Origin of the sequence: Sandaracinus amylolyticus (assembly GCF_000737325.1) — a bacterium.
GTDB classification, from domain to species: domain Bacteria; phylum Myxococcota_A; class Polyangia; order Polyangiales; family Sandaracinaceae; genus Sandaracinus; species Sandaracinus amylolyticus.
This window is the reverse complement of the sequence record NZ_CP011125.1, coordinates 6,672,384-6,695,833: the sequence shown is the minus strand read 5'-3', so window position 1 is coordinate 6,695,833 and position 23,450 is coordinate 6,672,384. Positions and strand designations below refer to the sequence as shown.

Sequence of the window (23,450 nt, the reverse complement as noted above, 5' to 3'; positions counted from 1 at the left end):
GCATCACTCGCGCGCGCGGGCGCGCTCGCGCGCCTCGACGCCGAGCGTGATCACGCGCGCGAGCGCGGCCTGGAGCGCGCGTCGTCTCGCGCCCGTCGCGACGGCGACTTCGTCCGCGAGCCGCTCCGCGAGCGCGCGGATCGCGTCCGCGCGCTCCAGCCAGCAATCGGTCACGTGTGGGGGCGGTCCGCGCTCGCCATCGACGAGAGACCGCACGGCGCGGTAGGACGCGGCCCATGCGTCGGGATCCATTCACGTCGTGAATGGCCGAAGACGCGCTCCGCTTCAGTCGCGCCGCGCGCACCGCGTCGTGCGACAACGTGCCGCATCGACGCGACCCTCGCGCGCACACAGGCTCGCGCGCGCGTCTCCCGGAGGTCCCGTGCGTCAGTCCGTTCTCCTCGCGTTCTCGCTCCTCTCGCTCGCCGCGTGCGGCGACGACGATGCTCCGGTGCACCACGAAGAAGGTGCTTGTGGAGACATCGTCGACGTCTGCCACGACGTCGACACCGGCACCGGCGCGATCGCCGAGTGCCACGACCTGGGTCACGCGGGCGACGTCGCGGCGTGCGAGCCGCGTCGCGACGAGTGCGTCGCCCTGTGCACGGCCGCGCGGACCGACGCCGGCTCCTCCGAGGAGGTCGACGCCGGCTCGCACCACGAGGACGTCGATGGCGGCCCTCCCGATCTGTGCGACGAGCTGGGCTCGCTCTGCCACGCGTACGACACGGGCTCCGGTCCCGCGCACGAGTGTCACGAGGTCGGGCACGCGGGAGACCTCGCCGCGTGCCAGGCCGTCGAGACGATGTGCCGCGCGACGTGCTCGGGAGACGCCGGCGCGCACGATCACTGATCGCGATCAGCCGCTGCGGCCGCAGAGCTCGGAGACGATCGCGACGAGCGTCGCGCCGTCGATCGGCTTCGCGACGTGACGCGAGAAGCCCGCGTCGCGCGCGCGCCACTCGTCCTCCGGACGCGCGAACGCGGTGACCGCCACCGCCGGGATCGAGCTGGCGCGATCCGTCCGCTGCCGCAGCGCGCGAAGGAGCGCGTACCCGTCGAGGTGCGGCATCGCGATGTCGCTAATCACGACGTCGGGCATCTCGACGTCGAAGAGCTCCAGCGCCACGCGCCCGTCCTCCGCGACGATGACCGACGCGCCACGATCCACGAGCGACGCGCGCAACGCCTCGCGGGCGTCCGCGTCGTCCTCCGCGACGAGCACGCGGATTCCGTCGAGCCGCGCGTCGGAGCGCAGCGGCGGCGGCGGCTCGCTCGGGGGGAGCGCCTCGACGTCGTCCACCGTCTTCTCGGGCGCGCCTCCGGTCGGGATGCGCACCTCGAAGAGCGCGCCGCGACCGAGCCCGTCGCTCGACGCGCGCACGCGCCCTCCGTGCAGCTCGACGAGGTGCCGCACGATCGACAGCCCGAGCCCGAGCCCGCCCTTGCCCGTGCCCGGCGTCGCGTGCGCCTGGCGGAAGCGCTCGAAGAGGTGCGGCGCGAACGACGGCTCGAACCCGATGCCCTCGTCGCGCACGCGGAGCACGAGCTCGCCCTGCTCGCGCGTGAGCGAGACCTCGACGGTCGAGCGCTCCGGCGCGAACTTCACCGCGTTCGAGACGAGGTTCCAGGTCACCTGCTGGAGCCGCGCCGCGTCGCCCACGACGTCGCCGGCGTCGTCCGCGACGATCACCTGGAGCGCGATCCGGCGCGCGTCGGCGGCCGCCGCGAGCACGTCGATCGCCGCGCGCACCGGCTCCTCGGCGCGGATGCGTCGCCGCTCGAGGCGCAGCTTGCCCGTGATCATCCGGGACACGTCGAGCAGATCGTCGACGAGCTTCGCCTGCAGCATCGCGTTGCGATGGATCGTCGTGAGCGCGCGCCCGAGGAACGGCGCGTCCGTGGCCTTGTCGCGCGCGAGCTGCGTCCAGCCGACGAGCGCGTTGAGCGGCGTGCGCAGCTCGTGCGAGACCGTCGCGAGGAACTCGTCGCGCAGGCGCGTCGCGTCCTGTGCGGTGCGATAGAGGCGCGCGTTCTCGATCACGTACGCCGCGCGATCCGCGATCTCCTCGAGCAGCGCGAGATCGTCGGGATCGTACGGGCGAGGGCGCTCGCGCGAGACGCCGAGCGTGCCGAGCACCACGCCGCGCAGACGCAGCGGCACGATCAGGATGTCGTTCGTCCCGACGCGCTCGACGTAGCGACGACCGGCATCGCTGAGCGCTCTCTCGCCTGCGCGCTCGCGCGTGTCGAGGCGCAGCGGCTCGCCGGAGCGGACGACGCTGCCCGCGAGCGAGCCGTCGATCGGGAACACCTTCGCGAACGCGGCGAACGCCAGCGCGTGGTGCTGCGGATCGACGTGGTGCTCGGCGACGATCTCGAGCGACGTGCCGTCCGGCGTGACGAGGCAGAGGATCGCGCCGTCACCGAGCTGCTCGGCGACGATGCGCGCGATTGCGCGCGTCGCGAGCTCCGGGTCGAGCCCCGCCTCCGCGAACGTGCGCGACACCTCGGCGATCACCGAGAGCCGCCGCGCGCTCGACGCGAGCGCCGCGTCGATGCGCTTGCGATCGCCGACGTCGGCGACCTTCACGAGCACCTGCGCGGCGGATGCGCCCTCGACGGGCGCGGCCCACACGAGCGCGTCGAACGAGCCGTCGCGCCGCCGTGCGCGCATCTCGTGCTCGCGGAGCGTCGCGCCGGCCGCGACGCGGCAGAGCTGCTCGCGGAAGGCCTCGAGCTCGTGCGGATCGATCGCGGGGAGCACGCGCCCGAGCACCTCGTCCTCGCTCCAGCCGAAGATGCGCTCGGCGGAGCGGTTCCACATCCGCACGCAGCCATCGAGGTCGAGGAGCATCACGGCGAGCGGCGACGCACGGACGACCGCGTCGAGCGTGCCGAGCGCGCGCTGCGCTCTCGCGGCGGACTCGCGCGTCGCGCGGTAGAGCTGCGCGTGATCGAGCGCCACGGCGGCGCGCGCCGCGAGCTCGCCCGCGAGCTCTCGGTGCCACGGCTCGAAGCGCCGGCCGGAGCTCGACATCGCGAGTCGCAGTGACCCGAGCGCGCGGCCCGCACGCGCGAGCGGCAGCACGAGCTCCGCGTCGGAGCTCGTCTCGGGCGCGTCGTCGAGCTCGCGGACCGTGCACACGTCGGCGAGCAGCGGCACGGCGAGCGCGGTGGTGCGCTCGATCGTCTCCGACGGGTCGAGCGACTCGGCGAGCAGGCGCGTCGCTTCGGCCAGGAACCGGTCGCGCTCGCGCGCGGCACGGAGCGCCTGCTGATCGCGCGCGTGAGCGACCGCCGCGCCGGCGCGCCGCCCGAGCTCCTCGGCGAGCGCGACGTCGGCCGGCTCGTAGTCGCGCGGGGACGCGGTGAGGCCGATGCCGATCGCGCCGAGCACCTCGCCCTGCGCGACGAGCGGCACGGAGATCGCCGAGCGCGCCGCGAGCCCGCGCAGCAGCGCGAGGTGCTCCTCGTCGCGCGCGATGCGCTCGAGCAGCGCGTCGTCGATCACGGGCAGGAACACGGTCTCGCCCGTCTCGATCGTGCGCGCCGTGGGGCTCGGTCCGCCCGCGAGCGCGCCCTTGTCACGCATCGCGCGGAGCGCCGCCTCGCGCTCCGGAATGGTCGAGCGCTCCGCGACCTGTCGGATCGTTCCGTCCTCGCCGAGCACGCGGACGACCACGTCGTCGCCGAGCTGGGGGACGATCAGCGCCGCGAGCCGCTCCAGCGCGGTCGTGACGTCGAGCGTCCCCGAGAGCATCCGGCTCCACTCGACGAGCAGCGCCTGGCGCGCGTCGGCGCGCTCCTTCTCCGTGATGTCGACGGCGAACGAGATGACGCCCTCGATCGATCCGTCGGGGGCGCGCCGCGGCTGGAGGCGGACGTCGAACGTGCGCTCGTCGGACCGCGCGCCGTGCTCACCGGGGATCACGTACCGGATGCGCTGCACGACGGTGTCGCCGGTGCGGAAGACGTGGTCGTAGCGCGCGATCGCGTCGGACGAGCGCGCGCCGAGCGCGTCGAGCGCGTCCTGCACGGTGCAGCCCGCCTGCGCGAAGCGACCGAACACCGCTGCGCCCGTCGGGCTCACGAGCTCGTAGCGATGCTCCGGGCCGCGCGTCACCGACACGATCGCGGGCAGCTGCGCGAGCAGGTCGTGCATCCGCGCGTTCGACGACTCGAGCTGCGCGACGAGCGAGCGCTCGCGCTCGAGCATCGCGGCGTGCGCGGCCTCCTGCGCCTTGCGCTCCGCGACGTCCTGCGCGAGCGCGACGAACCCGAGCACGCGACCGCTCGCGTCGACGTCCGGCGTGTACACGACGTCGACCCAGCGCTTGCCGGCCCGGCGGAACGGGATCTCCGCCTGGTACGACACGATGCGCCCGGAGAGCGCAGCGCGGACGAGGTGGTCGAGCGCTGCGTACGCCGCGTCCCCGAGCACCTCGCGGACCGACTGGCCCAGCACCTCGGCGCGCGAGCACCCCAAGAACGTCTCGTACGCGCGATTCACGAACCGATAGCGCTCGTCGGCGTCGACGTAGGCGACCAGCGTCGGGACCGCGTCGATCACGGACCGGAGATCCGGCGCGGTGCTGGACGGAGCGCCCCACGGCGCGACCAGGGCTCGCAGGTGATCCGCCGCCGCCCCGGTGAGCTCGGTCTGCTCACGAGCCCAGGCGATCGCGCGGTGCAACCCCTCGTCGGGGAAAGGAGAGGCCAAAACGGGCTGCACATGGTCCCCGCGCGGCGGCGCGACAACCTGCCCCGTCACACATCGGGTGCGACGCGGCGACGCGCGCAGAGCGCGTAAGCCCCCGCCCCGGGCTCCGCGCGCGTCGCCGCACACGACCCGGGCCCCCATGTGCAGCCCCCTGGGTCGTCGCGTGCTCGTCGTACCGCGGCGACCACGACGGGCGATAGCGCCCGTGGAGGACGAAACGACAATCGGCGATGCGCGAAATCACGCGCGCTCGCGGCGCGCCACGGTTCGCGACGAGCGCGCGTCCCGCACGAGCCGACGAACGATCGTCGCGGTGTCGAGCACGTCGATCGGCTTCGTGAGCATCTCGTCGAAAAGCGGGTTGCCCGGCGTCAGTGGGCAACACGAGATCGCGATGATCGCGACCGCCTCCATGCTCCGGCTGCGTCGTATGCGGTACGCGAGCTCGAGCGCGTCGAGGCTGTGCGCGCCGATCGTGACCACCACGAGATCGGGCGGCTCGTCGAGCATCGCGAGCCATGCCGCGTCGGGTCTGCGGAACCCTCGCGCGCGCCAGCCCGTCGCGCGGAACGCGTCGCACATCATGTCGACGGTGTCCGCGTGCGCATCGACGATCACCACATCGATCGTCCGGCTCGTGCTCGACAAGACGTCCTCCTTCCGCGCGCCGCGGCGCCACGCTCTGGTGCTCCTAGGAGCGCGCGGGCGGCCCGCAATTCGCCGTACGGGCACGCCGCCCCGGCGTGTCGTCGTCGACGCGCGCACGGGCGCGGAGCGAGGCGCGACGAGCGACCGGGCCGAGGTCGCGAACCGGGCGTCCATTGTTGCGAGCGTGCTCGGGCCTATCCTCGATCGAATGCCCCCAATCGACGGCGCGTCACTCCGCGTCCTGCTGGTCGACGACAACGTCCTGCTCGCTTCGCTCCTCCGGCGCGTGCTGGAGGAGATGGCGTGCGAGGTCGTGACTGCGCCCACCGCCGACGTCGCGCGACCTGCGATCGAGACCGGCGACTTCGACGTGATCGTGTGCGACGGATCGCTCACCGCGCTCGACGACGGGTTCGCCGTGCTCGCGCACGCGCGCGAGCATTCACCGCGATCACTCCGCGTGCTCTTGTCCGGGCGACCACCCGACGCGTTGCCGGACGACGCGACGGTCGAGCGCTTCGCGATGAAGCCGATGCTCTCGGACGATCTGCGCGAGCTGCTCGGGTGGGCGCGGACGAACGCCCGTCGCGCGTCGTAGTCGCGCGCTCACGCGCTCCGGCGCGAGCTCGTGGTGTCGTGCGCGGCCGCGCGGGTCAGGTCCTCGACGATCGCGTGCTTCCGCGCCTCGACGGAGAGCACGACGGACTTGATCTGCAGCGCGGCGAGCTCGGCGCGGCGCTCGGGATCGCGGCTGAGCTCGAGCTCCTCGGCGATGACGCCGACGAGGATCCGCGCCGCCGCCGAGCGATCCGACCACGACGCCGGTGGCGGCAGCACGATCGCGGCGTCCGGCACCGCAGCGGCCAGCTGCTCGTACCGTTGCGACCACAGAGTGCGTCGTTCGTCCTCGTCCATGTGCGACCCGAGTCGAGCGACACCTGAGCACGACGAGAGCCCTGGCAACCACCTCGCGCCGAATCGGCGCTCGCGTGCGCACGCGAGCACGCGCCCTCACGAGCCGCGGGACCCGTGAGGGACCTGCGCGAGGGGAACTGCGGACCCCGGGCGAGCCGGCGAATTCGGGGGGGCTGCTCGACTCGCCCGGGGCCACGTGCACACGGCGCGCTCGGGGGGTCGCGCGCACCGGGCCTCGCGGCCGCTCATCTATCCCCCCGCGCCGCGACCACAACTCCGATTCGTGCGTGCTGTCGCGCGTTTCAGTGTCGCCGCGCGATCGCGACCAGGTCGGCCGAGGCCGCGCCATACGCCACCGTATGGAGCGCCACGCGCTTGGATCCCTCGGCCACGGGGCCGATGCGAAGCGACATGGCGCGTCGCGAGACGATCGAGGAACGACAGCGTGTGATCTTCGAGCGCGAGGACGACGGCACGTGGACTGCGCGTCCCGCATCGGCGCGCGCGCCGACCGCGCGTGGCGGCAGCATCGCCCAGGCGCGCAAGCGCGTGCGCGAGATCCTGCGCGGCGACGATCGTCTGCGTCGGACGCGCGAGCTCGACGTCGTCGACGAGATCCGTCTTCCGTCGCCCGGCATCGTCGCGGTGGAGCGACTCGCGCGCGCGCGGGAGGCGCTCGACGGGGCGGAGCGCGAGGCGGTCACGATGCTCGTGCGTCGGCTCGGGCTCGGCGTGCGCGAGGCGAGCCAGGCGCTCGGCCTCACGATGCGCCGCGTGGTGCACCTCGCGGGCGAGGTCGCGGACGTCGAGGCCGAGGAGAAGGCGGCGCGACGCTCGCGTCGTGCGCGCGTCGTGCGCTGATTCCGATCAGCCGGCGAGCGCGCGTCGCGCGGCGTCCTCGGCGGACGCGGCGTAGCTACGCCCGAAGAGCACCGCGTGCGCGAGCAGCGGGAGCAGCTGGTAGAGCGGCACGCGCGCTTCGTGCCCCGGCGCGCGCGGGAACGCCTCGTCGTACGCATCGAAGACGCGCTCCGAGAAGCCGCCGAAGAGCTGCATCATCGCGAGATCGATCTCGCGATGCCCGCCGTAGACCGCGGGATCGAAGAGCACCGGCGCGCCCTGCTCGTCGTGCATGCGGTTGCCGCTCCAGAGATCGCCGTGGAGCCGCGACGGAAGCTCCGCCGGGCCACAGAGCCGCGTCAGCTCCGCGATGACGCGCTCGACGGCGCGCACCATCGACGGCGAGCTCGCGCCGCGCGCGATCGCGGCCCGCACGAGCGGCTCGAGCCGACGTCGCCCGTAGAACGTCGGCCAGTCGTCCTCGCGCGCGTTGTCCTGTCGGATCGTCGCGAGGAAGTTGTCGTGATCGAGCCCGAAGCCCGACGCCCCGAGCCGATGCAACGCCGCGAGGCCACGACCGAGCGCCTCGTCGGCGTCGCGCGCCGGACGTCCCCGCTCGATCCACTCGAGCGCGAGGAAACGCGGCTCCACGGCGAGCACGCGCGGGACCCGCAGCGGTCCCTCGCCGAGCCACGCGAGCCCGCGCGCCTCGCACGGGAACGTCTCGGGATCGCCCGCGCCGCGCGCGCTCTTCACGAACACGCGACGCCCGTCTGCGAGCTCGACGCGCCACGCGTCGTGGATGTCACCGCCGGACACGCGGCTCGCATCGACCACGCGCGCCCCGAGCGCGCGCTCGAGCGCGCCGGCGATCGCGCGGTCCACGTCAGATCCCGTGCTTCGCCCGCAGGTGCGCGAGCAGACCGGCCGACGCGCGCTCGCAGATCTCGAGCACCAGATCGAACTGCCCGCTGTAGTACGGGTCCGGCACTTCCGCGTGCAGCGGCGCGTCCGACTCCCACGCGCGGAACATGTGGATCTTCGCTCGCGCGCCGTCGTCCGGAGCGAGATCGCGGAGCGCCTGCACGTTCCCGCGATCCATCGCGACGATCCAGTCGAAGCGCGCGAAGTCCGCGCTCGTGAAGCGCTGCGCGCGATGCGTGATCGCGATGCCGTGCTGCTCCGCCGTCGCGCGCGTGCGCGGATGCGCGAGCTCGCCGACGTGCCAGTCACCCGTTCCCGCGCTGTCGATCTCGAAGCGATGCGCGATCCCCGCCGCCTCGACGTCGCGACGGAACACGGCCTCCGCCGTGGGCGAGCGACAGATGTTGCCGAGGCACACGAAGCACACCCGCACCACGCCGCTCTTCGCCATCGTCGTCACTCCGTCACGATCACGCGACTGCCGCGTACGCCCGTGCCCTCGGTGGACACGCCGTGCCAACCGTCGGGCACCTCGGGCCACGTGTGCTGGAACACCCACTGCGCGTCACGCGGCGCGAGGTTCACGCATCCGTGCGAGCGCGTGATACCGAATTGCCCGTGCCAGAACGCCGCGTGCAGCGCGATCGAGCCGTCGAAGTACTGCGTCCACGGCACGTCCTCGATGCGATAACGATCGTCGCCCGCTTCGGGCCCGAGGTCCGCCATCGTGTCGGTCACGAACTTGCGCCGGATCGTGAACTCGCCGATCGGCGTGACGTGCCCCTCGACCCCGCTCGACACGAGCGTCGCGTAGATCGGCGTCGGACCGCGATACACGACCAGCGTCTGCGCCGAGAGATCGACGTGCACCCAGGGCTCGTGCGCCGCGACGCCCGCCGGCGGGTCGCGCCGCTCCGCGACCGCGACGAACCAGTCGCGCAGATACCGCACCTCGCCGTTCGGTCCGTCGACCACGTGATAGATGCGATCCCCGATCCGCTCGCGTCGCTGCCACGGCACGACCTCGAGCCGCTCGATCGCTTCTTCGCCCTCGACCTCGATCAGGCGCGTGGTGCCGTCCTCGCGATCACGCCGCGCGAGCGGTCGCGCCGCGCGCACCGTCCACGCGATCGGCAGCGTGCGCGTCTCGTCGAGCTCGACGCCGTGGAACTGCGAGCCCGTGCGCTCCTCGAGCTGCGCTTCCTTGACGTAGCTGCCGCGCACCGTGCGCACGAAGCGACGCTGCGAGCGCACCTCGGTCGCGTTCGACGCGATCCAGAACCCGTGATCGAGCCAGCGCGCGACCTCGCGCGGCGCGCCGGGCTCGTTCGCGAGCTCGCCCGCGCGCAGCCGCGCCGCGCGTCGCTCGTCGTCGCGCAGGAATTCGAGATAACGCGTCGCGTGCGCGATCGCGGCGCGCTGATCGTCGCGCGATGGGAGCTGGTGCCACTCCGGCACCTGCGGCTCCTTCACGAAGTAGTAGTGGTACGGCAGCGCGCTCTCGAGATCGGGCGCGACCTCGCGGCCGTGCTCGGGCGCCGTCTCCGTGACGTCGACGCCGAGCCCCGCGCACGCGAACCCACGCGGCCAGAGCTCGTACCAGCCGCTCGCGCACGTCGGCGTCCGCGTGCTCTCGCGCTTGAGGCGGAGGTGCGAGCCGACGCGCAGCCATCCTTCGATGTTCGCCTCGGGCTCCGGCCGCGCGCGCACCACGAGCTGCGTCTTCGTCACCAGACCGTGCAGCGGGTAGTCGCGATCGAGCATCGCTTGGTGCTCGCGCTCGCGTGCGGCGCGCTCTTCTTCGGACGTGGGCTCGGGCAGCGGCTCGTCGGGCGCGCGCGCGATCTCGGTCGTCGCCGATGCGCCGCTCGGGCCGTGCCCCGCGATCGCCGACAGGCCCGCGGTCGCGAGCCCGACGATCGCGACGATGCCCACCAGGATCGTCAGATTGCGACGCATCGCGGGGCCGACGTGAAAGCACGTCCGAGCCGCTGGGTCAACGCCCGAGAAAAAGCCGCTGCGACCGCCGCGCGCGCGTTTATCATCTCGGCCTCTGACGGAGGTGTGCGTGGACAGCCTTCTGGGTCCGGATCTGTTCGTGAACGCCTCGGTGGCGGCAGGCACACCCCCCGAGCACGTCGTGCGTCGTGTGCTCGGCAAGCCGGGGAAGAAGCCGAAGACCACCGACTGGGTGCTCGATCGCGTGCAGGCGATGCTCGCCGCGGTGCCTGGCTTCAAGCAGGAGGCCGTCGAGCCGCAGATGAAGTTGATCCGCGACCTCGTGGAGATCGTCCCGCTGAAGAGCCAGCCCGCCGCCGACGCGTGGGAGAAGGGCCTCGTCGCGAGCGCGAAGGCGACCGGTCTCAAGCGCGTGATCACCGATCACCCCGATCTCGCCGACAAGACCGAGTCGGACGGCGTGCTCTTCATCTCGTCCGAGGCGTGGCTCGTGGAGCAGACGACCCCGCCGCCGCCCCCCCCGATGGCGAAGAAGAAGTCCTGATCCCAGAACACGCGCGTGACCTCGTCTTCCGCCAGCACCTCGTCTCCCGCGACGCCCCGGCCGCCCGCGCGCCGCTTCGACGGCCGCATCGTCGCGGTCGCGTTCGTCGCGTTCATCCTGATCGTCGCGTCGGTCGCGTGGGTCATCCACCTGCAGAACATCCGCGCGCGGTCGCAGGCGCGAGACGCTGCGGAGGCGGCCGAGGCTGCGGAGCGGGACGGGGCCGCGCCGAGCGAGTAGCGTGATCGCGCGCGGGCCCCTCGTCGTTCGAGCGGCCCGTGCGCACGATCACCTCGTGCTACATCCCTCGGACGCTCGATGACGTTCTACTCGCTCCATGCGCCCGACCGCGCCGAGACACCGGTCGTGGTCGAGGTCCCGCACGCGGGCCTGGCGATCCCCGAGCGTGTCGCGTCCTCGCTGATCGTCCCGCGCGAGGCGGTGCTGCGCGACTCCGATCTCTACGTCGATCGCATCTGGGACGAGGCGCCCGCGCACGGCGCGACGCTGCTCGTCGCGAAGGTCTCGCGCTACGTCATCGATCTCAACCGCGCGCCCGACGACGTCGATCGCGACACCGTGCCCGATCATCCCGCGCCGCGTCCCACGCAGGCGCGCGGCGTCGTGTGGCGCGTGACGACCGATGGACGCCCCGCGCTCCGGAGCCCGCTGCGCTACGCGGATCTGCGCGATCGCCTCGACGCGTTCCACGATCCCTACCACCGCGCGCTGCGCGAGACGCTCGAGCGCAAGCGCGAGCGCTTCGGCTACGCGATCCTCGTCGCCGCGCACTCGATGCCGTCGACCTCGCGCGATGGTGCCACCCGCCGCGCCGACGTGGTGCCCGGGACGCGCGGCCGCACGAGCGCGGACCCGCGCGTGATCGACGTGGTCGAGCGTCACTTCCGCGCGGCCGGCCTCAGCGTGCGCCACGACGATCCGTATCGCGGCGGCTGGACGACCGGGCACTACGGGCGCCCCGACGAGGGCGTGCACGCGATCCAGATCGAGCTCAACCGCGCGCTCTACGTCGACGAGCCGAGCAGCCGCCCGAAGGACGCGGAGCTCGCGTGGCTGCGCGATCTCGCGGGCACGCTGCTCGACCGTCTCGCGCACCTCGACCTCGCGCCACGCTGACGGGAACCGTCGCGAACGCCAGCGGTCGGAGCACGTCGATGGACCCCGAGATCGCCGCGCTCCGACCATCGCCGCCGAGCTGGTGGAAGGGCGTCGTGCTCGCCGAGCTCGCGCTCGCGCTGCTCGCGCTCGAGGTGAGCGTCGTCGCGCGCGTGCTCGACGTGCCGGGGATCGAGCTGTCGTACCTGCTGACGCGCGGCGCCGTGCTGGTCGTGCCGTTCGGCGCGCTGATGGGCGCGATCGCGCCGCTCGTGCGTCGTCATCGCGCGCCGGTGCTGTGGACGCTGACGCTGCTCCTCGTGGCGATCGCGGGCTTCGCGACGGTGCGCGTGTCCTACCGCGTGTCGCTCGGGCGCGCGCTCGAGGACGTCGCGCTCGGGATCGCGCTGTTGGCCGCGCCGGTCGCGGTCAGCGCGACGCTGTTCGTGCGGTGGACGCCGAAGCCCGCGACGCGGACGGACGTTGACGCGCTCGTTCGCACGTTCGAGTGACTCAGCGAGCGACCGGCGCTTCCATCGCCGCGCTCTCGCCCGAGCGGATCTCGAGGCGATAGCGGCTGTTCGCCGTCTGGATGTAGTAGATCTCGCGGCCGCAGATGCGGAGGACGCGCTTCACCGGAGTGGTCACGTACTCGTGCAAGCCGTCGGGAAACTCGATGACCAGGACGCTGCCCTTGCGCGGCGGTCGCAACAGCCGACCGATGACGGCCCGGCCGGGCTTGCGTCCTACCTTGCGCAAGACGACGTCCACGATTCGCAAGCTAGCACGAGACGCTGGTCGGGCAAAAGCCCCTCGTGCAGCGTTCCAGTGAGGTTGCGCGGTTCCGGGGCCAGGGCTAGAGGGGCGCGCCATGCACGTGATGCACGGCGAGATCGGCTGGATCGAGCTGATCTGCGGGCCGATGTTCAGCGGGAAGTCCGAGGAGCTCATCCGCCGGCTCAAGCGCGCCGCGATCGCGCGTCAACCGCTGCAGATCTTCAAGCCGAGGATCGACGATCGCTACCACGAGACGAAGATCGTCTCGCACTCGGAGCACTCGATCGAAGCGGTCGCGGTGGGGAGCTCGGACGAGATCGCGCGCGCCGTGCACTCGGAGACGCGCGTCGTCGGCATCGACGAGGTGCAGTTCTTCGACGCGGGGATCGTCCAGGTCGCGGAGCGGCTCGCCGATGCGGGCGTGCGCGTGATCTGCGCGGGGCTCGATCAGGACTACACGGGCAAGCCGTTCGAGCCGGTGCCGGCGCTGCTGTGCATCGCGGAGTACGTGACGAAGACGCTCGCGATCTGCAGCCGCTGCGGCCAGCCCGCGGGGCGCTCGCAGCGGATGATCGCGAGCGGTGATCGCGTGCTCGTCGGCGCGAAGGACGCATACGAGCCGCGCTGTCGGCGCTGTCACTCGCCGCGCGCCGAGCCGAGCACCGAGCGGCTCTTCTGATCGCGTTCAGCGCGCGCGCAGCGCGAAGCGGAACGACACGACGAGGCGCGACGCGCCCATCGTCTGCGGCACCGCGCCGAGCGCGGGTGCGACGCACGCCGCGACGCGCGCTCCGTCGAGCCGCACGACGTCGGTCGCGAACCGATCGCGCGCGCTGATCTCGGTCTCGCCTCCGTCGAAGTCGATCACGATGTCGGCCTCGCCTTCGGCGGCCGGCAGCTCCGCGCACGACGTGACGGTCGCGATGGCGTTCCACGCCGCTGCCTCGAGCGCTTCGTCGCGAGGGCAGGGCACCGGCCCGCGACGCTGCGGGACACCATCGCAGCGCAGGTACGCGACGCGCCCGCGCACGAGCTGCAGCGCGGACGCCGGGCTCGGGCGCGCCGGCGTGGTGGGCGAGGGCGGTGTGCTCGGGGGCTCGGGAGGCGGAGCGACCGCTTCGGCCTCCGACGGCGCGACGACGTCGGGCGCTTCAGTGGGCTCGAGCAGAGCGGTCGGTTCGGTCGGCTCGGTCTCGGCGGTCTCGGTCGTCGGCGCGGAGGCCGCAGTGTCGGTCGCGAGCTCGGGCTCGGGCTCGGGCTCGGTCGCGGGCGCGACTGCAGTCTCGGTCTCGGTCCCGTCGCTCCCGTGGCGACCGTAGGTTCCCCACCTCGCGAGGCCGAGCCCCGTCGCGAGCGCGATCACCGCCACTGCTGCGAGCAGCGCGGGACGCGGCTGGTCCTCTCGCGGGCTCGGGACTCGCACCGGGATCGACACGGCCGCGCCGTGATGACACGCGCGGTTCCGGCGTTCCAGCCCGCCATCAGCGTGATTGATCTCCGCCCGGCGACCGGCCTATCCTCGCGCTCTCGAGGGGGGAAGGCGCGGATGTTCCGGCTCAGGTTCTGGGGAGTCCGCGGAAGCATCCCGGTGCCGGGCCCCGACACCGCGGAGATCGGCGGCAACACGAGCTGCGTCGAGGTCCGGTGCGGCACCGCCCGCATCATCTTCGACGGCGGCACCGGCCTGCGCCTCCTCGGCAACTCGTGGCTGCGCGACATGCCGCTCACCGCGCATCTCTTCTTCAGCCACGTCCACTGGGATCACATCCAGGGCTTCCCGTTCTTCGCGCCCGCGTTCGTGCCCGGCAACACGATCCACATGTACGGCGCCGCGAACGTGACGGGCACCGTCGAGACCGCGCTCGCCGGTCAGATGGAGACGCCGAACTTCCCGGTGCACCTCACGACGCTGCCCGCGTCGCTGCAGTTCCACGATCTGCGCGAGGGCGAGACGGTCACGATCGACGACGACGTGCGCGTGACGAGCGCGGCCGGCAATCACCCCGGCGGCGTCTTCGCGTACCGCGTCGACTACAAGGGCCGCTCGGTCGTGTACGCGACCGACACCGAGCACTACTCGATCCCCGATCCGAAGCTCGTCGCGCTCGCGCGCGATGCCGACGTGCTCGTGTTCGACACGATGTACACGCCGGAGGAGTACTCGGGCGAGCGCGGTGGCATCCCGAAGACGGGCTGGGGTCACTCGCACTTCGAGGCCGGTGTCGCGCTGGTGAAAGCCGCGGGCATCAAGAAATACGTGCTCTTCCATCACGACCCGAGCCAGACCGACGCGATGGTGCGCGAGAAGGAGCGACGTGCCCGCGAGCTCTTCGCGGACTCGCTCGCCGCGTACGAAGGCCTCGTGATCGACATGCTCTGAGGCTCCGGATCCGCGCGCCATCGAGCGCGGTGTGATCCATCGAGCGGGCGCGGTCCGTCGAGCGCGAGCGCGTGACTTTCGCGTCGGATCGCCTGCCTGGCGACGCGCGCGTCGCGCCTCCTCCGACCCACACGCGTGCTCGCCGCGGCAACCTGCCGCGGCGGCTTCCCTGCTCGCGCGGCACGCATGCTCCGCCGTGAGAATTCGCCTGGTTCTTCGAGGTTCCGCGGCATCTCGACGCGGGCATGCACGGTGCAGAGCGACGGTGCGCCGAACGGAGGTCGCTCATGTCGTCGCTCGTCCGCACCACCTCGCAGCTCGATCGCTACCGCAACGATCTCCGCGGCGTGGAGCAGCTCGATCCCGAGACCGAGCGCGAGCTCGCGCGCCGCTGGGCCGCGGGCGACGCGGCGGCGGGCTCGAAGCTCGTCGAGGCGAGCCTGCCCTTCGTGATCCGCATCGCGAAGGAGTACCGCCGCTGGGGCGTGCCCCTCGAGGATCTCATCCAGCAGGGCAACCTCGGGCTCCTCCGCGCCGCCGCGAAGTACGACCCGAGCAAGGAGTGCCGGCTCGTGACCTACGCGGTCTACTGGATCCGCGCCGAGATCCGCGAGTACGTCATCCGCAGCTATCGCATCGTGCGGCTCGGCACCACGCGCACCGAGCGCCGCGCGCTCCGCAGCTTCCGTCGCACCGGCGTCGACTCGGTGGAAGAGCTCGCCGCGCGCTCGGGGATGCCGCTCGCGCGATGCGAGAAGCTCTGGCCGCTGCTCTCGCAGGGCGACGTCTCGCTCGACGCGACCTACGACGATCAGTCGTCGGCGCTCGATCGTCTGCCCGGCGTCGCGGTGTCGCCGGAGGACGAGGTCGCGCGCGATCTCGAGATCCGCGGCGTGCGCGAGGTGCTCGACGACGCGCTGGCGAAGCTCAGCGATCGCGAGCGGCGCATCGTCGAGGCGCGCGTGCTCTCGGACGAGCCGATCACGCTCGAGGCGCTCGGTGTCGAGATGGGCGTGAGCAAGGAGCGCGTGCGTCAGCTCGAGGAGCGCGCGTGCTCGCGCCTGCGCACCGCGCTCGCGGCGTATCAGCCGATGGCGGCGTGATCAGCGCGGCGGCGGGAGCGACTCGGGGCGCACCGCCGCTGCGAGGCGATCGAGGAGATCCGCGAGACGGAACGCGGGGCCGTGACGCCACTCGCCGTTCCACATCGCGATCTTGCGCGTGAACGGCTCGCCCAGCGCCAGCTGCACCTCGAGCGCCGGGCGCGGCTCGTCGGGCAAGCCCTGCGTCCGCACCGGTCGCAGCAGCCAGACGCCGGACCACACGAGCGCTTCGAGCAGCGTCTGCATCGGCATCGCGCCCATCAGCGTGCGACGCGTCGACGGCACCGCTTGTCCTGCCGGGCGCACGACGACGATGCGGTCGCCGTTGCCGAAGATCTCCATGCGTTGCGAGCCGTGCACCGGCGAGTCGTGCGGAGTCCACGTCACGACGAGGTTGCCGCGGCGATCGGGCTGATGGACGAGCTGCTCGAGCATCGTCACGAAGGGCAGGTGCTCGGGCGCGGGCTCGCGACCGAGGCGGAACGCGATCCACTCCGCCGCGAAGTCGAGCGCGCTCGCTGCGTGCGGCAGATCTTCGCGCGCGGCCTGCACCGCGGCGAGACCTTCCGCCCCGAGCAGCTCGAGCGCGTCGAGCGCTTTCCATCCGAGCGTCGCATCCGCGCCGGGGACCAGCACGCGCGCGAAGCGACGCGCTGCATACGCGCCACCGCCGCGACCGAGCTGACGCAGTCGATCGACCGTGCTCGCGCTCCCGCCGAGCAGCATCGCGTCGAGCTCGGCCTCGAGCGCATCGTCGATGCCCGCCTCCCGGAGCGAGCGCGCGCGCGACACGACGATCGACGCGATGCCCGTCTGCGCGATCGTGTCGTCGGGCGCCTTCCACGCGCGCATCCCGCCGGCCCCGCGGATCGCGTCGTACGCGAACGCGATCGACCACGCGCCCGCGCCGCGCCGATCGAACGCGAACGAGAGATCGAGCCACGTCCGCACCGACTCGTTCGGCATCACGCGCACGAACGCGTCCGGCGCGTGCAGCACGTTCACGTCGGCGAACGACACGCGGATGTACGGACGATCCGGCTTCGGCGGCGACACGCGCAGGCTGCGCGGATAGCCCTTCTGGAAGCCGAACACCCAGATCGGCGTGAGCCCGCGGTTCTCGCACACGAGCTCGAGCGCGATGCTGCTGCCCGCCTCGAGCTCGCCGGGCGGCGGACGCAGCCCGAAACGAACGCCGCGAACGGGCTCGCCCCACACCACGCCGTCGACCGCGCCGCGCTCACCGACCATGCGCGGAGCGTATCAGGAGCGTGTGCTCGATCAGTACGTGTACGAGCCGCCGCCGCCCTGCTCGGTGGGCGTCGCCTGCATGACCGGCGCGCTGAGGACCCAGCTGCAGGTTCCGCCGCATCGCATCATGTACACGGCGCGGTAGCCGCAGCCCTCCGCGACGCGCTGGCCCTGAACGCCCAGCTGAACGTCGATGTACTGCGGTCCGCAATTCAGATCGACCGCGGCTTGCTGCGCGAGATCGGGCATCGCCGTCCAGTCGCAGATCTGACCGTAGCCGCCGGGGCGACAGCCGAGCATGTAGTCGCGCATCGCGTTGCAGCCGGACACTGCATAGACGCCGGGACCCATGCCGACGATCGAGATGCTGTCCGCTTCGGTGCAGCCGAACGTGTTCTCGTACTCGCGCGCGAGCGACTCGAGACGTCGCGGGCTCGCGTTGTAGTCGCCGGGGTACTGCTGCACCTGCAGCGCCGCGCGCGCGCCACCGCCGCCGCATCCGACGAGCATCGAGAGTGCGATCGAGAGCGCGAGCGTCGTGATGCGTGCGTGGGTCATGGCGGGCCGCTGGATACCACGCTCTGTACGGGGACGGAACCATCGCTCTTCCCGCGCGGATCGAGGGGTCTACATCGTCTCCACGGCATGGGACTCGAGACGTATCGCCAGAAACGCGACTTCGCGCGCACGCCCGAGCCGAGCGGCAAGGTCCGCAAGAAGACGGGCTGGTCCTTCGTCGTGCAGAAGCACGCTGCGTCGCGCATGCACTACGACTTCCGGCTCGAGCTCGACGGAGTGCTCCTGAGCTGGTCGGTGCCGAAGGGCCCGAGCTACGACGTCGAGGAGAAGCGCCTCGCGGTGCAGACCGAGGATCATCCGGTCGAGTACGGCACGTTCGAAGGGATCATCCCGGAGGGCGAGTACGGCGGCGGCACCGTGATGCTGTGGGATCGCGGCACGTGGGAGCCCGTCGGCGATCCACGCGTCGGCATGGAGAAGGGCAAGCTCGACTTCGTGCTGCACGGCGAGCGCCTCGAGGGACGCTGGACGCTCGTGCGGCTCAAGTCGCGTCCCGAGGATCGTGGCCGCGCGAATTGGTTGCTGTTCAAACGATCGGACGAGCACGTCGCGGAGCACGAGGGCGAGGAGATCACCGACGTCGCGCTCACGAGCGTGAAGAGCGGTCGGTCGATGGACGAGATCGCCGAAGCGAAGGGACGCTCGCGCAAGGTCTGGCACTCGAACCGCGGCTCGAGCGAGGGCGTGCCGAGCGCGAAGGCGCGCATCCGCGCCGCGGCGCGCGAAGGTCGCGTGAAGCACGCCGCGAAGACGGTGCGCGCGCCCGCCGAGCCCGTGCCCTCCGAGCCGGCGAAGAAGAAGAAGGCCACGAAGAAGCCGCGCGCGCACACGCCGCCGCGCAAGTGGGACGTCGCACCGCGCGAGGGCGCGTACCGAGGCCCGACCCGCGCGCCGCGCCGCGACACGGGCGCGCGCGAGAAGGTCGCCGGCGTCGGCATCAGCAACGGCGGGCGCGTCGTCGATCCCGGCAGCGGCATCACGAAGATCGAGGTCGCGCGCTACTACGCCGAGGTCGCGCACTGTTTCCTCGCGCACGCGGCCGATCGCGCGCTCGCGCTCGTGCGCTGTCCCGAGGGCTCGGCGGGGCAGTGCTTCTACCAGAAGCACTCGCACCCCGGCATGAGCGAGCACATCCACGTCGCGCACGCGCCGTGGGGCGAAGAGGTCCTCTCGGTGCGTACGCAGCCCGGCGTGGTCGCGCTCGCGCAGTGGAGCGCGATCGAGCTGCACGGCTGGAGCGCGCGCGTCGACGCCATCGAGAAGCCCGACTGGATCGTGATGGACCTCGATCCCGCGGAGGACGTGGGGTTCGCCGAGGTCGTCGAGGGCGCGCTCACGCTGCGCGAGCGGCTCTCGTCGATCGGGCTCGAGTCGTTCGTGAAGACGACGGGCGGCAAGGGCCTCCACGTCGTCGTGCCGCTGATGCGCCGTCACGGCTGGGACGTGGTGAAGGACTTCGCCCACGCGCTCGCGCTCGACATCAGCCATCGCGCACCGGACCGCTATCTGGCCGAGATGTCGAAGTCCAAGCGCACCGGGCGCATCTTCGTCGACTACCTGCGCAACGGGCGCGGGAACACCGCGATCCTGCCCTACTCGGCGCGCGCGAGAGACGGCCTGCCGGTCGCGATGCCGCTCGCGTGGTCGGAGATCGAGAAGGTCACGCCGGCTCAGTTCGACGTGCGCTCCGCGCCGAAGTGGATCGCGAAGCGGAGGCGCGATCCTTGGGCAGCGATGCGCAGCGTGAGGCAGTCGATCACGCGAGAGATCCTGGACGCGCTCGCGACGTGATCGGCGATGAGGCCGTATGCGTCATGGCGCGCGTCCCCTCGGGGCGTCGAGGCACGATCGTGTGGCGCGCGACGATGGTTCGCGGGCCGATACGCCGCGTGGCGAGCGCCGCGCGCGTGAGCGGGTGAGGCGGCCCGTGCGTTGCACTGACGCTCGCTCACTATGATCATGATCGTCGTCCCCAATCTCCAGGCGCTGCGTCACTGGCTCCTGCGGCTGGACGCACGTCTCGTCACGTCGGAGCTGCAGCTCCGTTGGCTCCAGCGCGAGAAGCAGGACCGCGCGGAGAGGAAGGCCGTGGACGCGGCGATGGGCGAGGTCTTCCCGACCGCGCTCGCGCTCCGTGCGGTCGGCGGAGAGGCCTGAGATCGGAGCACGCGGCGAGAGCGAGCCGCGTGCTCGTGTTCGTGTTTCGTCGATGCGTTTTGTCCGCAGGTAGAAGTATCGCGGCGTGAGTGGCTCCGGTACGAACGTGGTTGCGACGATTCTGGGGGCCGGATTAGAGGGGGGCCCGAATCGGTACGCGGCGACGCGTGTCGGAGTCTGCGACGGGGGGTCGTGGTCGGTCCGCACGCGTCGCCGCATCGCACCAACTTCGTGGTGCACCGAGGTGCGTGCGCCCGCTGCGTTGCTCGCGCTGCGTTGCTCGCGCTGCGTTGCTCGCGCTGCGTTGCTCGCGCTGCGTTGCTCGCACTGCGTTGCTCGGAGCTGCGCTGCTCGGAGCTGCGCTGCTCGGAGCTGCGTTGCTCGCACCCGCTCGCGTTCCGTGGAGGGCGTTCGTAGCGGGCCGCGCGCGTCTCGCTGAGCGCGCGTCGAGCTCGCGCTGCTGCGATCGCACGCTGCCGCGCAGTCGGGAGTGGCTCGTCGACGCATCGATCGACGTGTGTCGCGCGACCGCGTGATCGCGCGCGACGTCGTCGGCAACGCACGTGTAGGCGCGACGGGGTGCCTCGCTTGTAGGTACTTACGTCGCGCGCACACGTCTCTCTCGTCGTCTGCGACGAACGAACGCGACGAGGGAGATGGACATGAAGAGGATGTTGCGGGCCCAGATGCTGTTCGGTTTGTTTGCGGGCTTGTTCTTCGGATGCGCGAGCGCGCCGGAGTCGCGACCCGACCAGCGCGCGCTCGAGGCCCGCGCGGACGGCGCGCTCGAGACGATGATGGCGCGCGACACGAGCCTGCGACCGCTGCTGAGCCGGGCCGCCGGGTACGTGGTCTTCCCCGAGGTGACCGAGGGCGGCTTCATCGTGGGCGGCGCGCAGTCGGTCGGCGTGGTGTACGAGAACGGCCGGCCCACCGGCTACGCAGAGCTGCGCGGCGGCACCGTGGGCGCGCAGATCGGCGGGCAGTCGTACTCGCAGCTCGTCGTCTTCGAGGATCGCCAAGCCCTGCAGCGGCTGCGCGCGGGCAACTTCGACCTGACCGCGGGCGTCACCGCGACCGCGATCCAAGCGGGCGCCGCGGCGCAGGCGAACTTCGAAGGTGGCACGGCCGTGTTCATCGACTCGCAGTCGGGCCTGATGGCGGGCGCGACCGTCGGCGGCGAGTCGATCACGTACATCTCGAAGTGACGTACGGCTCGAGTGAGCGCGCCGGAAAAGCAGAAGGCGCGACGTCGGAGCTCGTCCGATCGTCGCGCCTTCCTCGTTCTCTACAGCCGCTTCCCGGATTTGAACCGGGGACCTACGGTTTACGAAACCGTTGCTCTACCCCTGAGCTAAAGCGGCAGGTCCCGCGAAACGGACCGCGTTCCTGACGCAGTCCGCGGCTCCTGTCAAGCGATGCGAGCCACTTCGATCGCGCGCGCGTGGATGCGTTAGCATCCGGCCCATGATCGTGGAGCTCCGCTCGGACACGGTGACTCGCCCCACGGCCGCGATGCGCGAGGTGATCGCGAGCGCCGAGGTCGGCGACGACGTCTGGCGCGAGGACCCGACGTCGCGTCGCCTCGAGGACCGCGCGGCCGAGGTGCTCGGCAAGGAAGCAGCGCTCTTCGTGCCCAGCGGCACGATGGCGAACCAGATCGCGCTGCTGCTCCATTGCCGCCCGGGCGACGAGGTGATCTGCGGGCGTGGTGCGCACGTGCGGCTCTACGAGTCGGGCGCAGGCGCGGCGTGGGCCGGCGTGCAGTTCGCGGAGGTCGGCGGGACCGACGGCCTCTTCGACGAGCGCGAGCTCGAGAGCGCGATCCAGCCCGGCGACTACCACGCGCCGCGCACGCGCCTCGTCGCGCTCGAGAACACGCACAACCGCGGCGGCGGGCGCGTGTGGCCGATCGAGCGGCTGCGCGCCGTCTGCGAGAAGGCGCGGGCGCGCGGGCTCGCGCTGCACCTCGACGGTGCGCGCCTCTGGAACGCGGCGATCGCGTGCGGCGTGAGCGAGCGCGAGATCTGCGCGCCGTTCGACACGGTGTCGGCGTGCTTCTCGAAGGGGCTCGGCGCGCCCGTCGGCTCGGTGATCGCGGGCTCGCGCGCCGACGTCGATCGCGCGCTGCGCCTCCGCAAGATGCTGGGCGGCGGGATGCGGCAGGTCGGGCTGCTCTGCGCGGCCGCGCTCCACGCGCTCGATCATCATCGCGCGCGGCTCCGCGAGGATCACGACAACGCCAAGCGACTCGCGCGCGGGCTCGCGGCGATCGAAGGCGTGCGCATCGATCTCGCGCGCGTCGAGACGAACATCGTGATCGCCGAGCTCGATCGCGTGAGCGCGCCCGAGCTCTGCAAGCTCGCCGCGGAGCAGGGCGTGCGCATCGCGCCCGTCGGGCCGCACGCGGTGCGCGCGGTGACGCACCTGGACGTCGACGCCGCGGGGATCGATCGCGCGATCGCGGTGCTCGGCGAGGCGATGCGTGGGGCGATGCGCTGAGGCGATCGCGATCGCGATCGCGATCGCCGGATGTGTGCCCACGATCTCGCAGCCACGCGGAGAGGCGCACCTCGACGCGATGGCGGAGGCCGGCCGGCACCACTCGCACGGTCGCGATCGCGAGGCCGCGATCGCATACGAGCGCGCGGCCGAGCACGCCGAGCGTCGCGTCGATCGCGACGAGGCGGAGTGGCGGCAGGCCCAGGCGCTCCGGCGCGAAGGCTCGATCGACGACGCGCTCGCCATCCTCGATCGGATCGCGGAGCGCACGCCGATCGCGCGCCGGACGGTGCGCGCACGCTTCGAAGCCGCGCGGCTGCGGCTCGAGCGCGGAGAGCGCGATTGCGCGCTCGCTTCGCTGCGCGTCGTCGTGCGCGATCATCCGTCGCACGGTCAGGCGTCGCGTGCGCTGGTGCTGCTGGTGCGCGCGCTGCGCGAGGAGAGCGACGACGTCGCGCTCGCGGAGCTGCGCGCGCTCGACGGCCACGTCGCGTCGAGCGATCTGCACGACGACGTGCTCACGCACCTCGCCGAGATCCATCTCGCGCGCGGCGAGCGCGCTGCGGCACGCGCGCTCTACGAGCGCATCGCCGACGAGCACCCGTACCCGCAGGGCGAGCGCTGGGACGACACGCTCTGGCGCCTCGCGGACCTCGCGGAGCAGGACGGAGATCCGCGCGCCGCGATCGCGTACCTCGAGCGGATGATCACGCCGCGCTCCGAGGGCATTCCGCCCGGCAGCTACACCCAGCCGCGCATGCCCGACGCCGCGCTTCGCATCGCACGCCTGCAGCGCGACGCGCTGCGCGATCACGATGCCGCCGCACGCGCGTATCGGCGCGCTTACGACGCGTTCCCGACGTCACGCGTGCGCGACGACGCGCTCGTCGAGCTCGGCGAGCTGCAGCTCGACGCAGGGGAGCGCGACGCGGGGTGCGCGACGTTGCGGCGCGCGACGGGCGAGCTCGAGGTCGGCGCGGCGCACCGACGCGCGCTCCAGCGGAGCGCGCGCGACTGTCGCTGACACACGTC

The 23,450-nt window shown here is 72.2% G+C and carries 26 protein-coding genes and 1 tRNA gene; 15 read left to right on the top strand and 12 right to left on the bottom strand.

Features of this window, described 5'->3' with window-relative positions:
* Positions 1-3: 3 nt before the first annotated feature.
* Positions 4-174 (bottom strand): hypothetical protein, encoded by a 171-nt coding sequence (locus tag DB32_RS47210; protein WP_157069481.1) that lies wholly within the window; start codon positions 172-174, stop codon positions 4-6.
* A gap of 208 nt (positions 175-382) precedes the next feature.
* Between DB32_RS47210 and DB32_RS28255 the strand changes: the two genes are divergently transcribed.
* Complete coding sequence (locus DB32_RS28255) at positions 383-853, top strand: hypothetical protein (RefSeq protein WP_053235748.1); 471 nt, start codon at positions 383-385, stop codon at positions 851-853.
* Positions 854-859: 6 nt separating this feature from the next.
* On the opposite strand, the gene DB32_RS28250 is transcribed toward DB32_RS28255, so the two are convergent.
* On the bottom strand, positions 860-4,573 hold the full coding sequence (locus DB32_RS28250; RefSeq protein ID WP_169791587.1) for a PAS domain-containing protein: 3,714 nt from the start codon (positions 4,571-4,573) through the stop codon (positions 860-862).
* A 390-nt stretch (positions 4,574-4,963) separates the two neighbouring features.
* The gene (locus DB32_RS48615; protein ID WP_169791586.1) at positions 4,964-5,545 is read right to left on the bottom strand and encodes a response regulator; all 582 of its coding nucleotides are present in this window, start codon (positions 5,543-5,545) and stop codon (positions 4,964-4,966) included.
* Between the two features lie 34 nt (positions 5,546-5,579).
* Here DB32_RS48615 and DB32_RS48610 point away from each other — a divergent pair, with 34 nt between their 5' ends.
* Positions 5,580-5,969 (top strand): response regulator, encoded by a 390-nt coding sequence (locus DB32_RS48610; RefSeq protein WP_053235745.1) that lies wholly within the window; start codon positions 5,580-5,582, stop codon positions 5,967-5,969.
* 8 nt (positions 5,970-5,977) lie between these two features.
* On the opposite strand, the gene DB32_RS28235 is transcribed toward DB32_RS48610, so the two are convergent.
* A complete protein-coding gene (locus DB32_RS28235) occupies positions 5,978-6,286 on the bottom strand; it encodes a hypothetical protein (protein ID WP_053235744.1) in 309 nt (102 codons plus the stop codon).
* A gap of 411 nt (positions 6,287-6,697) precedes the next feature.
* Here DB32_RS28235 and DB32_RS28230 point away from each other — a divergent pair, with 411 nt between their 5' ends.
* Positions 6,698-7,147, top strand: coding sequence for a hypothetical protein (locus DB32_RS28230; RefSeq protein WP_053235743.1), 450 nt, complete (start codon positions 6,698-6,700; stop codon positions 7,145-7,147).
* 6 nt (positions 7,148-7,153) lie between these two features.
* Here the strand turns inward: DB32_RS28230 and DB32_RS28225 are convergent, their stop codons facing one another.
* Genes DB32_RS28225 through DB32_RS28215 form a run of 3 tightly spaced genes read right to left on the bottom strand, consistent with a single transcriptional unit; the run spans position 7,154 to position 10,009 of the window.
* Positions 7,154-8,011 carry a fructosamine kinase family protein gene (locus DB32_RS28225; protein WP_053235742.1) on the bottom strand — a complete coding sequence of 286 codons (858 nt, stop codon included), beginning with the start codon at positions 8,009-8,011 and terminating at the stop codon, positions 7,154-7,156.
* 1 nt (position 8,012) lies between these two features.
* On the bottom strand, positions 8,013-8,501 hold the full coding sequence (locus DB32_RS28220) for a low molecular weight protein-tyrosine-phosphatase (RefSeq protein ID WP_053238987.1): 489 nt from the start codon (positions 8,499-8,501) through the stop codon (positions 8,013-8,015).
* A gap of 5 nt (positions 8,502-8,506) precedes the next feature.
* Positions 8,507-10,009, bottom strand: coding sequence for a L,D-transpeptidase (locus tag DB32_RS28215; protein ID WP_053235741.1), 1,503 nt, complete (start codon positions 10,007-10,009; stop codon positions 8,507-8,509).
* A gap of 109 nt (positions 10,010-10,118) precedes the next feature.
* Here DB32_RS28215 and DB32_RS28210 point away from each other — a divergent pair, with 109 nt between their 5' ends.
* From DB32_RS28210 to DB32_RS28195, 4 genes are all read left to right on the top strand, one after another.
* Complete coding sequence (locus DB32_RS28210; protein WP_053235740.1) at positions 10,119-10,553, top strand: hypothetical protein; 435 nt, start codon at positions 10,119-10,121, stop codon at positions 10,551-10,553.
* A 15-nt stretch (positions 10,554-10,568) separates the two neighbouring features.
* Complete coding sequence (locus DB32_RS28205) at positions 10,569-10,793, top strand: hypothetical protein (RefSeq protein ID WP_053235739.1); 225 nt, start codon at positions 10,569-10,571, stop codon at positions 10,791-10,793.
* Positions 10,794-10,871: 78 nt separating this feature from the next.
* Positions 10,872-11,690, top strand: coding sequence for an N-formylglutamate amidohydrolase (locus DB32_RS28200; protein WP_083457867.1), 819 nt, complete (start codon positions 10,872-10,874; stop codon positions 11,688-11,690).
* A 38-nt stretch (positions 11,691-11,728) separates the two neighbouring features.
* Positions 11,729-12,181 (top strand): hypothetical protein, encoded by a 453-nt coding sequence (locus tag DB32_RS28195; RefSeq protein ID WP_053235738.1) that lies wholly within the window; start codon positions 11,729-11,731, stop codon positions 12,179-12,181.
* A gap of 1 nt (position 12,182) precedes the next feature.
* Here DB32_RS28195 and DB32_RS28190 read toward each other — a convergent pair whose 3' ends face one another.
* On the bottom strand, positions 12,183-12,440 hold the full coding sequence (locus DB32_RS28190; RefSeq protein ID WP_053235737.1) for a hypothetical protein: 258 nt from the start codon (positions 12,438-12,440) through the stop codon (positions 12,183-12,185).
* A gap of 100 nt (positions 12,441-12,540) precedes the next feature.
* Here DB32_RS28190 and DB32_RS28185 point away from each other — a divergent pair, with 100 nt between their 5' ends.
* On the top strand, positions 12,541-13,125 hold the full coding sequence (locus DB32_RS28185; RefSeq protein ID WP_053235736.1) for a thymidine kinase: 585 nt from the start codon (positions 12,541-12,543) through the stop codon (positions 13,123-13,125).
* A gap of 6 nt (positions 13,126-13,131) precedes the next feature.
* On the opposite strand, the gene DB32_RS47205 is transcribed toward DB32_RS28185, so the two are convergent.
* On the bottom strand, positions 13,132-13,881 hold the full coding sequence (locus DB32_RS47205) for a hypothetical protein (protein ID WP_157069479.1): 750 nt from the start codon (positions 13,879-13,881) through the stop codon (positions 13,132-13,134).
* 111 nt (positions 13,882-13,992) lie between these two features.
* On the opposite strand from DB32_RS47205, the gene DB32_RS28175 reads away from it, so the two are divergent.
* Both DB32_RS28175 and DB32_RS28170 read left to right on the top strand, forming a co-directional pair.
* A complete protein-coding gene (locus DB32_RS28175; protein ID WP_053235734.1) occupies positions 13,993-14,826 on the top strand; it encodes an MBL fold metallo-hydrolase in 834 nt (277 codons plus the stop codon).
* A gap of 287 nt (positions 14,827-15,113) precedes the next feature.
* Positions 15,114-15,929, top strand: coding sequence for a sigma-70 family RNA polymerase sigma factor (locus DB32_RS28170; RefSeq protein ID WP_053235733.1), 816 nt, complete (start codon positions 15,114-15,116; stop codon positions 15,927-15,929).
* On the opposite strand, the gene DB32_RS28165 is transcribed toward DB32_RS28170, so the two are convergent.
* Both DB32_RS28165 and DB32_RS28160 read right to left on the bottom strand, forming a co-directional pair.
* Positions 15,930-17,180 carry a hypothetical protein gene (locus tag DB32_RS28165; RefSeq protein WP_053235732.1) on the bottom strand — a complete coding sequence of 417 codons (1,251 nt, stop codon included), beginning with the start codon at positions 17,178-17,180 and terminating at the stop codon, positions 15,930-15,932.
* Between the two features lie 30 nt (positions 17,181-17,210).
* Positions 17,211-17,738: a hypothetical protein gene (locus tag DB32_RS28160; protein WP_053235731.1), complete on the bottom strand. Its 528-nt coding sequence runs from the start codon at positions 17,736-17,738 to the stop codon at positions 17,211-17,213.
* An 87-nt stretch (positions 17,739-17,825) separates the two neighbouring features.
* On the opposite strand from DB32_RS28160, the gene ligD reads away from it, so the two are divergent.
* From ligD to DB32_RS28140, 3 genes are all read left to right on the top strand, one after another.
* Entirely contained in the window at positions 17,826-19,550 is a 1,725-nt protein-coding gene (gene ligD, locus DB32_RS28155) for a non-homologous end-joining DNA ligase (RefSeq protein WP_053235730.1), read from the top strand.
* A gap of 168 nt (positions 19,551-19,718) precedes the next feature.
* The gene (locus DB32_RS28150; RefSeq protein ID WP_157069477.1) at positions 19,719-19,916 is read left to right on the top strand and encodes a hypothetical protein; all 198 of its coding nucleotides are present in this window, start codon (positions 19,719-19,721) and stop codon (positions 19,914-19,916) included.
* 662 nt (positions 19,917-20,578) lie between these two features.
* The gene (locus tag DB32_RS28140; RefSeq protein WP_075098047.1) at positions 20,579-21,124 is read left to right on the top strand and encodes a lipid-binding SYLF domain-containing protein; all 546 of its coding nucleotides are present in this window, start codon (positions 20,579-20,581) and stop codon (positions 21,122-21,124) included.
* Between the two features lie 84 nt (positions 21,125-21,208).
* Here DB32_RS28140 and DB32_RS28135 read toward each other — a convergent pair.
* Positions 21,209-21,280 (bottom strand) — tRNA-Thr (locus tag DB32_RS28135).
* 103 nt (positions 21,281-21,383) lie between these two features.
* Between DB32_RS28135 and ltaE the strand changes: the two genes are divergently transcribed.
* Together ltaE and DB32_RS28125 are read left to right on the top strand one after the other, a co-directional pair.
* Positions 21,384-22,418, top strand: a complete 1,035-nt coding sequence (gene ltaE / locus DB32_RS28130; RefSeq protein WP_053235726.1) for a low-specificity L-threonine aldolase — start codon at positions 21,384-21,386, stop codon at positions 22,416-22,418.
* On the top strand, positions 22,402-23,442 hold the full coding sequence (locus DB32_RS28125) for a tetratricopeptide repeat protein (protein WP_053235725.1): 1,041 nt from the start codon (positions 22,402-22,404) through the stop codon (positions 23,440-23,442). The genes ltaE and DB32_RS28125 overlap by 17 nt, the downstream gene beginning before the upstream one ends.
* Positions 23,443-23,450: the final 8 nt, after the last annotated feature.